The sequence below is a fragment of the Paraoerskovia sediminicola genome (assembly GCF_030296575.1).
In the GTDB taxonomy this organism is placed as follows: Bacteria; Actinomycetota; Actinomycetes; order Actinomycetales; family Cellulomonadaceae; genus Paraoerskovia; species Paraoerskovia sediminicola.
In genome coordinates this window covers 2,290,768-2,303,005 of record NZ_AP027729.1, presented here as the reverse complement: position 1 = coordinate 2,303,005, position 12,238 = coordinate 2,290,768, and the positions used below count along the sequence as shown (strand labels likewise).

Below are 12,238 nucleotides of genomic sequence, written 5' to 3'. Positions count from 1 at the left end.
CGTCCGCGCGACACCTCGAGGTCACGCAGACGACGGGCACCGGGAGTGAGGCCCAGCAGCTCGCCGACGAGAAGCCGAAACACGTCGGCGAACCCGTGGTTCACCCACGGCCACACGAAGAGGAGCACGACGCCCACGGCGGCGAGGGACAGCTGACCCGCGACCGTGTCGAAGAACAGTCCTCCGAGGGAGAGACCGCGGTGGAGCGAGCCGTCCCCGGCCGCCTGCAGCGGCAGCCACCGCGACCAGACCCAGTGGGTGAGCCCGCCGAGGCCGGACGCGAGGAACCCCACGCTCGCCGCCGCGGAGATCAGTGCGAGCGGGAACGCGGCGGCGAGGTACGCCAACGCTCTCCAGCCGGCCGTGTCGCCGAGCATCGACCCGAACCACCGCCAGAAGCCCCGCCCCCGGGTGAAGGGCGCGGGGGCTCCACCTCGACGTCGAGCAACCGTCGCGCGAGCCCGCGGTAGAGCCGTCCCCAGCCGCGAGCGCCGACGACCATCCACCCGCCGACGTACAGCCCGACGACGGTGATCGCGAGCACCGCGGTGACCACGACGGTCAGCACCCCGTACGCGAGCCCGACCGGAGCGAGGAGCACGGCGCCGAGAAGGAATGCGAGCTCGCGCCACGTGCGCCCGGCGACGAGCCCGCCGCGCAGGCGCTGCGAGGCCTCGGCCATGAGCTGGGCGGCCTCCGCCCGCCCCGGCCTCGTCACCCGGCCGGGGCGGGGCAGCCCGTGCCTGCTCGACTCACCGCTCACGCGAGGGAATCAGTACCGGTAGTGCTCAGGCTTGTACGGCCCGTCGACGGAGATGCCCAGGTAGTCGGCCTGGCGCTCGCTCAGCTCGGTGAGCCGGACGCCGAGGGCGTCCAGGTGGAGGCGGGCGACCTTCTCGTCGAGGCGCTTGGGCAGCCGGTAGACCTCGCGCGCGTACGTCCGCTCCTCGGCCGGGCGGGCGGCGTCGGCCCACAGCTCGATCTGGCCGATCACCTGGTTGGCGAACGAGTTGCTCATCACGAACGACGGGTGCCCCGTCGCGTTGCCGAGGTTCAGCAGGCGCCCTTCGGAGAGCACGATGATCGACCGGCCGGCGGCGGCGTCGTCGGACCCGTCCGTGAAGGTCCACTCGTGCACCTGCGGCTTGATCTCGGTCCGCGTGACCCCGGGGAGGGCCGCGAGCCCCGCGATGTCGATCTCGTTGTCGAAGTGACCGATGTTGCCGACGACGGCCTTGTCCTTCATCGCGGCCATGTGCGCGGCGGTGATGACGTCGCGGTTTCCGGTCGTGGTGATGAAGAAGTCGGCCTCGCCCAGCACGTCCTCGATGCGCACGACCTGGTAGCCGTCCATCGCGGCCTGCAGCGCGCAGATGGGGTCGATCTCGCTCACGACGACGCGTGCGCCCTGGCCGCGGAACGCCTCGGCGGCGCCCTTGCCGACGTCCCCGTACCCGGCGACGAACGCGACCTTGCCGCCCATGAGGACGTCGGTCGCGCGGTTGATCCCGTCGGGCAGCGAGTGGCGGATCCCGTACTTGTTGTCGAACTTCGACTTGGTCACGGAGTCGTTGACGTTGATCGCGGGGAAGAGCAGCGTGCCCTCCTCCGCGAGCTGGTAGAGACGGTGGACGCCGGTGGTCGTCTCTTCCGTGACGCCCTCGATCTGCTGGGCGATCGTGGTCCAGCGCAGCGGGTCGGCGTCGAGCGAGCGACGCAGCACGGAGCGGACGACGTTGGTCTCGTCCGCGTGGTCGGGCTCGCCGGGGCGCGTGTCGGCCGGGACGGCGCCCGCGCGCTCGTACTGCAGGCCCATGTGGACGAGCAGCGTGGCGTCACCGCCGTCGTCGAGGATCATGTTCGGGCCCGCGTGCTCGGAGTCGTCGGAGCCCGGCCACACGAGGATCTGCTCGGTGCAGTCCCAGTACTCCTCGAGGGTCTCGCCCTTCCAGGCGAAGACGGGCACGCCCTGGGGGTCGGACGGCGTCCCGTGCGGACCGACCGCGATGGCGGCGGCGGCCTCGTCCTGGGTGGAGAAGATGTTGCAGCTGGCCCAGCGGACCTCGGCGCCGAGCGCGGTGAGGGTCTCGATGAGCACGGCCGTCTGGACCGTCATGTGCAGCGAGCCGGCGATCCGCGCTCCCGCGAGCGGCTGGGCGTCGCCGTACTCGGCGCGCAGGGCCATGAGGCCGGGCATCTCGTGCTCGGCGAGACGGATCTGGTGCCGACCGGCTTCAGCGAGCGACAGGTCGCGCACCTTGTAGCGGCCGGGGGCCTCGTCGAAGGCCGGGGCCGTGCCGACATCGCTGCCGGCGTCGGTGGCGACATCGCTGCCGGCCGGACGGCTGGGCACAGGGCTGGGCGTGGGGGCTTGCGCGGTCGTGGACACGGTTCTCCTCGAGCTCGTGCGCTGGGGGCTCCCGTACGCGCTGGGGCGGCTGCTGCATGGCCGGCGGCTGCGGCTGCGGGCCGACCGCCGACGACACCACCAGGGTAGTGGGTCCGGCCGGGGCGGCTCGCGGTGGTGACCCGGACCACACCGAGAGGAGACCTGGCCTCGACCGAGCAGAACCCGACCACCCGGAAGGTCACGAACGCGTAACAATACCGCCCGGTAAGAATCGTTGCCATGGTGCGGATCGTCGGAGCCGATGGTCCGCCGAACCCCCGGTTTGGCAAAGAAGCGGCTCGCAGTCGGAACCGATCTGCGGCATGGTGGATCGTGATTGACGCCGGGCCCACCAGGGGCTCTGCCTCGGTCGGACCGGCGCTGCAGCCGCCCGCGCTCCCAGGATCGATGCGTCCGGGAGCCGAGGACCGCACGTGCGGTCCGTGTCGGGTGCACAGCGAAGGACGGTCCGCCGCAGGAGCGCGCGTCCCACAGTTTTCATGCACCACGTACCCAGAGGTGGCGATTCCCTGATGACAGCCGTTCGTGTGGAGAACGTCTACAAAGTCTTCGGCCGGCGACCCAAGGAGGCCGTCAAGCAGATCGAGGCCGGCAAGACCCGCGACGACGTGAAGGACCTCGGCACGGCCGCAGTCATCGACGCGTCGTTCGACGTGGCCGAGGGCGAGATCTTCGTCGTCATGGGCCTGTCCGGGTCGGGCAAGTCGACGCTCATCCGCATGCTGAACGGGCTGTGGAAGCCGACCGCGGGCCACGTCCGCATCGGCGACGACGACCTGGCGCAGATCGACGCCGCCGAGATGCGCGCGCTGCGCCGCAAGCGCGTGTCGATGGTGTTCCAGCACTTCGCCCTGCTCCCCCACCGCACGGTGCTCGACAACGCCGCGTACCCGCTCGAGATCCAGGGCATCCCCGCGGCCGAGCGTCGCGAGAAGGCCCAGAGCGCTCTCGACATGGTCGGGCTCGGCGGCTGGCAGGACTCGCTGCCGTCACAGCTCTCCGGCGGTATGCGCCAGCGCGTCGGCCTCGCCCGCGCGCTCGCCGCCGACACCGACATCCTCCTGATGGACGAGGCGTTCTCGGCGCTCGACCCGCTGATCCGCCGCGAGATGCAGGAGCAGCTCCTCGAGCTCCAGACGAAGCTCGGCAAGACCATCATCTTCATCACGCACGACCTCAACGAGGCCATGCACCTCGGTGACCGCATCGCGGTCATGCGCGACGGCCGGGTCGTCCAGATCGGCACCGCCGAGGAGATCCTCTCGCACCCCGCCAACGACTACGTCGCGCAGTTCATCGCCGACGTGGACCGGACCCGCGTGCTGACCGCCTCCTCCGTGATGCGCAAGCCGCGCGTCATGGTCACCCTCGGCGGCGGCCCTCGCGTCGCCAGCCGGGAGATGACCGAGACCCAGATGCCCGCCTCCTACGTGGTGGACCGCCAGCGGGTGCTGCGCGGCGTCATCCACGCCGACGACGCCGTCAGGGCCGTCAAGGCCGGCACCGACTCCATCGAGGGCTACTACTCGACCGACTACACCTCGGTCTCGCACGACACCCCGCTCGCCGAGCTGTTCGCCCCGTCCGCCGAGTCCTCGCTCCCGATGGCCGTCACGGACGACGAGGGCAAGCTCATCGGCGTGATCCCCCGCGTGACGCTCCTCGAGGCGATGGTCCCGGGCGACACCGCGGCCGACTCCATGGAGGACGTGATCGCCGCGGAGAACGCCCACGGGACGTCGTCCGGCGCCCCGAGCGCCCAGGGCACGCCGAACGGCACGGACGACTCGTCCATCCCCGACCCGAGGGACGGGACGGCCACCGAACCGAACGACGGGACCACGACGGAAGGGGTGCGCTCATGATCGGCTCCGCCACGATCGTCGCCGCGACCGACACCGGGACCTTCGTCCCCCGCATCCCGCTCGGCGAGTGGGTCGACGAGTTCGTCGAGTGGCTCACGACCACGTTCGACGCCTTCTTCGACGTCATCAAGACGATCCTCGTCGGCGCGTACGACTCCCTGGTGTGGATCCTGGACACGCCCCCGTTCATCGTGGTCGCCCTGGTCCTGGCCGGCCTCGCGTTCTGGGCGAAGGGCTGGAAGCTCGCGCTCACCACGCTCGTCGGCCTGTGTCTCATCGCCGGCGTCGACCAGTGGGACAACGCCATGGAGACGCTCTCGCTCGTGATCGTCTCGACCGTGATCGCCCTGCTCATCGGGATACCGCTGGGCATCTGGGCGGCACGCAACGACCACGTCTCGCGCATCGTGCGACCGATCCTCGACTTCATGCAGACGATGCCCGCGTTCGTCTACCTGATCCCGACCGTCGTCATCTTCCTCACCGGCGCCGTCCCCGGGATCGTCGCCACCGTGATCTTCGCGCTCGCGCCGGGCGTCCGCTTCACCGAGCTGGGCATCCGCGGCGTGGACAAGGAGGTCGTCGAGGCCGGCCACGCGTTCGGCTCCACCAACGGGCGCATCCTGCGCCAGATCCAGATCCCCTGGCGATGCCCACCATCATGGCCGGCATCAACCAGGTCATCATGCTCGCGCTCTCGATGGTCGTCCTGTCCGGCATGGTCGGCGCCGGCGGCCTCGGGAACGACGTGGTCGCGGCTCTGCAGCGCGTCGACGTCGCCCTCGGCTTCGAGGCGGGCATCTCGGTCGTGATCCTCGCGATCTTCCTCGACCGCGTGACCTCGGCGCTGGCCGACCGCTCGCCGGTCGCGAAGGCGCTGGCAGCGGCCAAGTAGTTCTCAGCACCACCCGCGCGGGCCCACCCCCGCTGCGGCGACGGACAGCACGACCCAACCCAGGCGGGGACCCCGCCGAAGGAAGGACACCCATGTTCCGCACACTCAGCACCAGCACACCGGGCAGCAAGGCGACCGGCGCACGCCGCGCCCTCGCGATCGGCGCGACCGCGGCCCTCGGCCTCGGCCTCGCGGCCTGCTCGTCGGACGACGGCGACTCCACGGAGGCCGGCGGCGACTCCGGCGGCGACGAGACCTCGGTCTCGATCGGCGTCCCCTCCGGCTGGGACGAGGGCATCGCTGCCTCGTTCCTGTGGAAGAACATCCTCGAGAGCGAGGGCTACGAGGTCGAGACCGAGACCGCTGACGTCGGCGTCATCTACACCGGCCTCGCCGGTGGCGACTTCGACCTCACGCTCGACGTCTGGCTGCCCTACACCCACGCCTCGTACCTCGAGGAGTACGGCGACGACGTCAGCGACCTCGGCGTCTGGTACGACAACGCCAAGCTGACGATCGCCGTCAACGAGGACTCCCCGCGCAGTCCCTCGCGGACCTCGCCGACATGGCCGACGACTACGACAACCGTCTCGTCGGCATCGAGGCGGGCGCCGGCCTGACCAAGATCACCCAGGAGGAGGTCATCCCGACCTACGGCCTGGAGGACATGGACTACGTCATCTCCTCGACGCCGGCGATGCTCGCCGAGCTCAAGGGCGCGACGGACAAGGGCGAGAACGTGGCCGTCACCCTGTGGCGTCCGCACTGGGCCTACGACGAGTTCCCGATCCGCGACCTCGAGGACCCCGAGGGCACCCTCGGTGACGCCGAGGAGATCCACATGTGGGGCGCCTCGGACTTCGCCGACCGCTACCCGCAGCTCACCGAGTGGCTCGCGAACTTCACGCTGACCGACGAGCAGCTGTTCTCGCTCGAGAACATGATGTTCAACTCGGACGAGTACAGCGACGAGGACGAGGCCGCCGCCGCGTGGCTCGAGGAGAACCCGACCTTCGTCGACGACCTCAAGGCCGCCGCGGGCGAGTGACCCCGTAAGCAGCACCGAGCGGCGCAGTTCGCGCCGCGCAGCACGACGCCGGGACCCGGCACCTCTCACGGGGTGCCGGGTCTCGGCGCGTCCGGGCCCTGACGAGCACAGCCGTGCCCACCCGTGCCCACCCGTGCCCACCCGCTCGACGCCGACTACGGTGTCCCGGTGTCCGCGAACCTCTCGTCCACGGCCCTGCCGGCCGACCCGACCGCGCACGACGCGCCCCGGCGCCTGCGCGCGCTCGACGGTCTGCGCCTCGTCGCCGCGTCCGTCGTCCTGCTGTACCACCTGACCGGCGTCGACCACGACTACTGGGGCGCGACGTCGTCCGACGCCTTCCCGATCCTGAACGAGGTGAGCCGCTACGGGTTCCTCGGGGTGCAGGCCTTCTTCGTGATCAGCGGCTTCGCGATCGTGATGACCTGCTACGACCGGCCGCTCGGCAGCTTCGTGGCCTCCCGGATCGGCAGGCTCTTCCCCGCCTACTGGGCGGCGATCGCGATCACGGCCGTGCTGCAGGTCTTCTGGCACGGCGGCCGGACGCCCTCGGCGATCGACACCCTGCTCAACCTGACGATGGTGCAGGACCCGTTCGGGGGCACCAGCGTCCAGGTCGTGTTCTGGACGCTCCTCGTGGAGCTGAAGTTCTACCTGCTGATCGGTGTCCTGGTCGCGGTGGGGATCACCCGGGGTCGGCTGATCGCGTTCGCGATGCTCTGGCCGCTCGTCGGGCAGCTCGCCCAGACCAACGACGCGACGTTCCTCACCGCGCTGCTCTTCCCGGACTACGCCCCGTACTTCAGCCTCGGAATCCTGCTCTTCCTCGTGTTCCGCGACGGGAACGACGCGATGGTGTGGTTCGGGCTCGCGGTGAACGCGATCCTCTGCCTGCGACTGCTCAACCGCTACGCGGGCCGCGCCTCGGAGCTGGTCGGGGGCACGGTCCTCCCGGCCGTCTGCATCGCGGTGTTCCTGGGGCTCGTCGCCCTGATCTGGCTCGCAACGGTCGGGCCGCTGGCCGACCTGCGCTGGCGGTGGCTGACGACGGCCGGCGCCCTGACCTACCCGCTGTACCTCGTCCACAGCCAGTTCGGCTACGCGGTCGTCGACGTGCTCCACGACCGGCTGGACCGCTGGGTCGTGCTCGGCCTCGCGGTCGCGGTGCCGTTCGTCCTCGCCTGGGCCGTGTGGCGGTGGGTCGAGCGGCCGCTCGGCCCGCGCCTGCGACGCGGGATCGACCGCGGGCTCAGCGTGGTCCCGGGTGCGACAGGGCGTCGGACGACGTCGCGCGGCTGAGCGGTTCGGCCCGCGTCCCGTCGCCCGCGAGCGCCGCCACCGCGCGGAGGCTGCCGAGCCTGCGTGCGGCCCGGACGGCGAAGGCGAGCCGGACGGGAGCGGCCCACCGGCCGAACACCTCGTTGAGCACGACCGCACGGGCGCGGACGTCCGACCCTCCCCAGCGGGACCCGGAGCTCTCGGCGGGATGGACGGCGACGGTGATCGGGACGGCGTCCGCCCGCAGGCCCGCCCGGAGCATCGCGGCGACGAACAGGTACTCGTCGCCGAGGTGGTGCTGCGCCCCGGCGCCGAACCGCTCGTCGAAGCGCAGGCCGGCGGCCCGCACCTGGTCGACGTCGACGAGCATCTCGTAGGTCGCGGCCTTGGCCGAGCTGAAGAGCGTGAGGCGACGCGCGCGACGGGCGTAGCGCTTGCGGAACCGCCCAGCAGGGTTCGTGGCGCGGCCGAGGGCGAGCGCGGCGCCGGTCTCGCGCAGGTGATCGACCGCGGCGAGAACGCCGGGAAGGTCCACCGTCACGTCGTCGTCGCAGAAGAGCAGGTAGCGACGACCAGCGTGGTCGATCGCCGCGTTGCGGCTGCGGGCCACCCCGCGGCCGGGGACGACGACCGGCCGCTCCCCCGCGACGTCCGCCGGGACGTCCGGGTCCCCTGGACGCACGCGACCAGCTCGACCCGCGGGTCGGCCGGGGCGGTGATCGCACCCGCGCGCGAGCCCAGGCTGGAGTAGCCCAGCGTGAGGAGCGTCGCGGACGGGACGGGGGCTGCGGCGTCCGACACCGAGCGGGCACCTGGCCGGAGCGCCGGCGCCTCACGACGCCCCGGGCTCACAGCCCGCGCCTCGCGGAGGCCCGGGCGAAACGCATCATCCCGCCGGACAGCGCCCCGAGCTGACCGAAGGCGATGCGCAGGGCCAGGAAGAACACGATCGCGTCCGCCGTCACGATCTCACCCTGCACCGCACGCCAGAGCACCACGACGAGCACGATCACCATGCCGGAGCTTGCGAGCGCCGACCCCGTCTCCGCGGTGACGACCCTGCGCCCCACACGCTGACCCACCGATATCGCGCCGGGCCTGCTGCCCATCGACACGTACTCGATCTGCAGGGCGCGCTGCCGGGCATACATGCGCGAGACACCGACCATCACGGCGGCCGTCACGGCGAGCCCCACGAGACCGGTCACGACGTCCAGGTAGACGAACACCACGGCGAAGGCGAGCACCTGCACCATGTTCACCAGGACGCCGGAGAGGTCGAACGCCAGCGCCCAGTCCCAGCTCTCCTGGCTGGGGCTGCGCGGTCCAGCGTTGTCGTCGAAGCGCCGACGGAACAGCTGGACCCTCCCGACGCGCACCGCATGGTGCACACCACGAGCGACACCGAACGCGACGAAGAACACCACCGCCGCCCGGACGACCGCCCCCGGGTCGCTCCGGAAGGTTTCCGGCCCGGTGACGATCAGGTGCGAGAACATGCGGATCACCAGCAGTTCGGCCACGGGCACGGACGCCATGAGTGCCACCAGCGCAACGACCTGAGCGCGGCCTGGTCCGGTCGTGAAGAGCTGGACGAACGCGCGCCACAGGTCGCGGAACATCACTCGGCGCTGGAAGCTGCGTGGTACGCGGCCACGGCGTCCGCCACCGCGAGCTCCACCTCGTCCAGCTTCGCATCCGACACCCGCTCGAGCGAGACCATGCTGTCCGTGGCGAGCAGTCGGAGGTCGCGCGGCACGGGAACGGGTTCGTGGACCTGGTCCAGCCCGGCGCCGAGCGCGTAGTCGCGGTACTTGATCCCGCTCCCGTGGACGCTCGACTCCATGCCCTCGAACGTGACGAGGAGGCAGGGGATCCCGTAGCTGTGGCACGCGATCATGATGTGCATCGCGCTCGTCACGACCGAGTCGTACTGGTTGAGCCGCTCGACGAGCTCGCGGACCGCGGTCGGGTCGGACTTCAGCACCGACAGCTCGTCCATCGACTCGGGAAGGGTGAGCGGGACGCCGATGTGGGTGAAGTGCCGCACGAGCGCGACCCGGCCGTTCGTCTCGCCCCGCTCGACGGGAAGGATCCGTCGCAGCAGCACGCCCGGGTCACCGAACGACTCGACCGACGGACCGCCGGACCGGGCGACGAGCGCGGCCGTCACCGGGCCGCGGACCGAGACGTAGCGCGCGCGAGCCTCGAGCTCGACGTCCTCGCTGCTGACACCGGTACCGAGGACGACCGAGTCAGGTCTGATGAACCGCCCGATCGACCCGACCGAGATCAGGTGCGGTCGGGACGAGCGTGCCGTCGGCGACTGATAGGTCACGGCGAGGCCGGTCTGGGAGCTCAGCACGAGTGGGCTGAGCCAGTCGCCGAAGTTGCCGGGGAACGGTCGCGCCCACCACGCGAGACGGAGGGGGTCCGATCCCGGGTTCGCCGCGGCGAAGTGCGCGAAGGACCGCGCAGCCGTGTAGGCCGCGACCTCGGACTGGCTGGGGATGCTCGACGAGGCGAGCCGGTGGTAGGAGCTCTCCATCCGTTCGACCTCCCCGCCTGGCCGGCGACGAGCATCTCGCGGACGATCCGCACCCGGTGGGAGGAGCCCGGTCCGCGGGTCAGGCCGCTCAGAGCGTCCGCTCCCCCGCCCGTCAGCGTGTGCGTGACACCGAGCCGGTCGGCCGCCCGGCGCATCGGGTCCGCCAGCCGCGCGGGCAGGGCCCGTTCGACCGACTTCGCGGTCCTCAGTGCGCTGCGGCGCCCACGGGTCCAGACCGAGTCGTTGCGCCCGACACCACCCACGTGCCCGTGCTGCGCCACCGTGCCCTTGAACTCGTCGACGTTGCCGCTGGAGCCGAAGGTGAAGAACGGCTCGACGCCGGACTCGCTGCCGGCGGAGCGACCCGTGACCGCGACCGACGGGATGATCTGGAAGGTGATCGTGGTGGCGTGCGCCCGCCAGGCCTCCTCGAAGAAGTAGTCGTCGGTGGCCTTGATCGCCGACGTGCGCTCGAGCGCCGCGGCGTCCGCGATCCAGCGACGCGCGACCTTCGACGTGCCGACACCGAAGAAGCAGGGCTCCCAGAAGCGCGTCCGGTTGCCGTAGCCGATCGTCAGCGGCGACGAGAAGCCGCGCTGGAACCCCAGCAGGTCCGCGGTCGAGTCACGCACGTAGTCGGGCAGCGAGTGCAGGCCGCAGTCGACGTCGATCCAGAACACGCGGGCGTCCAGGTTGTCGTCGCACACCTGGGCGAGGAACCCGACCTTCTGCCGGCAGATGTCCGCCCAGTCCTGCCCCTCCTTCTTCTCGACCTCCTGCAGCACGTGGTCGATCCCGAGGCGCTCCAGGTTCGCGCGGAGCTGGTCGGCGAACCCGCGGTAGTAGGCGTCGTCCGTGTAGAAGGAGCAGACGACGACGCGCCCAGGGCGCGGCCCGGCCTCAGGGGCGACGTGCGCCGCGACCGGTGCTGCGTCGTCCGACACCCCGGAAGGAGCAGCCGCGGTGGCGGCGAGGTCTGTGATGGTCATCTGTTGTCCCAGCTCGTGTCGAGGGCGGTCAGGTCACGGCGGTGATCGGCACCGCCGAAGTGGAAGAACGGGGCGTCCGCGGACATCGGGACGTTGGGGCGCTGGCCCGGGCGCACCCGGGCGAGCGAGTCGCGCGCGCCACCACGGAGGAACCCGACCCCCAGGCCATGTGCATCGTCGCCAGGACCCCGGGCAGGCACAGCCGGGCCGCGGTGCTCAGACCGCGACCCGCCCCCGCGACGGCGGCGAGCAGGAGCGCGGCGTAGGCGAGTGGGGCGAGGAGGAATGCGCTCAGGAGGAGTCCGTCGATCGCCAGGCCGATCACGCCGACCACGAGCCCGACCGCGACACCGAGGACGGCGACCGGCGGCGCGAGATAGCGGGGGTTGAGGGTGCCGCGGTGGCGGGTCGCGACGTCCCGGCGCCAGCGCCCCGACCCGTAGAACTGCCGGGCGAGCGCCCTCCAGGTGCTGCGCGGCCGGTAGCCGACGCGCAGCGAGGGGTCGAACCAGACGACGTGACCGGCGTGGCGCAGGCGGTGGTTGAGCTCCCAGTCCTGGGCCCGCACGTACGACTCGTCGTAGCCGTCGACGTCGTCGAGGGCGTCCCGGCGGAACGCGCCGAGGTAGACCGAGCGTGCCGGTCCCTCGTGACCACCGGTGTGGAAGCCGACGGGACCGATGCCGAACCTGCTGCTCATCGCCCGCGCGACCGCGCTCTGCAGGGGTCCCTCGCCGCCCGGGACCATGACGCCGCCGACGTTCGCGGCACCCGTGCGCAGCATCGTCCCGACGACCCGGCGCACGTAGTCGGGCTCGACGATCGAGTGGCCGTCGACGCGCACGAGCAGGTCGTGGCGCGCGACCGCGATCGCACGGTTGAGGCCGGACGGCGTCGCGCCGGTGGGGTTGCGGACGAGGGTCAGCTCGGGGTGAGCTGCGGCGAGCTCGCCGGCGATCTGGGCTGTGCGGTCCTTCGACGGCCCGACCGCGAGGACGATCTCGAGCTCGCCCGGGTAGTCCTGGGCGACGAGCTGCCGGACGCAGCGCTCCAGGTGTGCCTCCTCGTTGCGGACGGCGAGGAACACGGACACCGGCGGATGCCCGGAACGGACGTCGCCGCTGCCCTCGTGGTCGTCGTCGGAGGTTGGCTGCACGGGAGCACGCTAGGCCCCGCTCCGAGGGTCCGACGGACGGATCAGGGGG

Annotated in this window: 10 protein-coding genes and 2 pseudogenes; 5 read left to right on the top strand and 7 right to left on the bottom strand. The window is 71.5% G+C overall.

Annotation, left to right across the window (positions count from 1 at the left end; translation table 11 throughout):
• Positions 1 to 113 precede the first annotated feature (113 nt).
• Together QUE47_RS17240 and ahcY are read right to left on the bottom strand one after the other, a co-directional pair.
• Positions 114 to 682 (bottom strand): annotated as a pseudogene (locus tag QUE47_RS17240) (sensor domain-containing protein); the annotation flags it as partial.
• A gap of 90 nt (positions 683 to 772) precedes the next feature.
• Complete coding sequence (gene ahcY, locus QUE47_RS10705) at positions 773 to 2,257, bottom strand: adenosylhomocysteinase (RefSeq protein WP_286219477.1); 1,485 nt, start codon at positions 2,255 to 2,257, stop codon at positions 773 to 775.
• Positions 2,258 to 2,922: 665 nt separating this feature from the next.
• Here ahcY and QUE47_RS10700 point away from each other — a divergent pair.
• From QUE47_RS10700 to QUE47_RS10685, 5 genes and pseudogenes are all read left to right on the top strand, one after another.
• Positions 2,923 to 4,275, top strand: a complete 1,353-nt coding sequence (locus QUE47_RS10700) for a quaternary amine ABC transporter ATP-binding protein (protein WP_286217283.1) — start codon at positions 2,923 to 2,925, stop codon at positions 4,273 to 4,275.
• Positions 4,272 to 5,170: pseudogene (locus tag QUE47_RS10695) on the top strand (ABC transporter permease). The gene QUE47_RS10700 and the pseudogene QUE47_RS10695 overlap by 4 nt, the downstream one beginning before the upstream one ends.
• 92 nt (positions 5,171 to 5,262) lie before the next feature.
• Positions 5,263 to 5,790, top strand: a complete 528-nt coding sequence (locus QUE47_RS16860) for a glycine betaine ABC transporter substrate-binding protein (RefSeq protein ID WP_350227529.1) — start codon at positions 5,263 to 5,265, stop codon at positions 5,788 to 5,790.
• Positions 5,736 to 6,218, top strand: coding sequence for a glycine betaine ABC transporter substrate-binding protein (locus QUE47_RS16855; RefSeq protein WP_350227528.1), 483 nt, complete (start codon positions 5,736 to 5,738; stop codon positions 6,216 to 6,218). The genes QUE47_RS16860 and QUE47_RS16855 overlap by 55 nt, the downstream gene beginning before the upstream one ends.
• A gap of 123 nt (positions 6,219 to 6,341) precedes the next feature.
• Complete coding sequence (locus QUE47_RS10685) at positions 6,342 to 7,517, top strand: acyltransferase family protein (RefSeq protein ID WP_286217282.1); 1,176 nt, start codon at positions 6,342 to 6,344, stop codon at positions 7,515 to 7,517.
• On the opposite strand, the gene QUE47_RS10680 is transcribed toward QUE47_RS10685, so the two are convergent.
• The 5 genes from QUE47_RS10680 to QUE47_RS10660 form a co-directional block, all read right to left on the bottom strand.
• A complete protein-coding gene (locus tag QUE47_RS10680) occupies positions 7,468 to 8,178 on the bottom strand; it encodes a glycosyltransferase family 2 protein (RefSeq protein WP_286217281.1) in 711 nt (236 codons plus the stop codon). The genes QUE47_RS10685 and QUE47_RS10680 overlap by 50 nt on opposite strands.
• 166 nt (positions 8,179 to 8,344) lie before the next feature.
• Complete coding sequence (locus tag QUE47_RS10675) at positions 8,345 to 9,118, bottom strand: ABC transporter ATP-binding protein (protein ID WP_286217280.1); 774 nt, start codon at positions 9,116 to 9,118, stop codon at positions 8,345 to 8,347.
• The gene (locus QUE47_RS10670; RefSeq protein ID WP_286217279.1) at positions 9,118 to 9,861 is read right to left on the bottom strand and encodes a polysaccharide pyruvyl transferase family protein; all 744 of its coding nucleotides are present in this window, start codon (positions 9,859 to 9,861) and stop codon (positions 9,118 to 9,120) included. The genes QUE47_RS10675 and QUE47_RS10670 overlap by 1 nt, the downstream gene beginning before the upstream one ends.
• A complete protein-coding gene (locus QUE47_RS10665; protein WP_286217278.1) occupies positions 9,855 to 11,033 on the bottom strand; it encodes a hypothetical protein in 1,179 nt (392 codons plus the stop codon). The genes QUE47_RS10670 and QUE47_RS10665 overlap by 7 nt, the downstream gene beginning before the upstream one ends.
• 28 nt (positions 11,034 to 11,061) lie before the next feature.
• Positions 11,062 to 12,189 (bottom strand): glycosyltransferase family 2 protein, encoded by a 1,128-nt coding sequence (locus QUE47_RS10660; RefSeq protein ID WP_286217277.1) that lies wholly within the window; start codon positions 12,187 to 12,189, stop codon positions 11,062 to 11,064.
• Between the last annotated feature and the right edge of the window lie 49 nt (positions 12,190 to 12,238).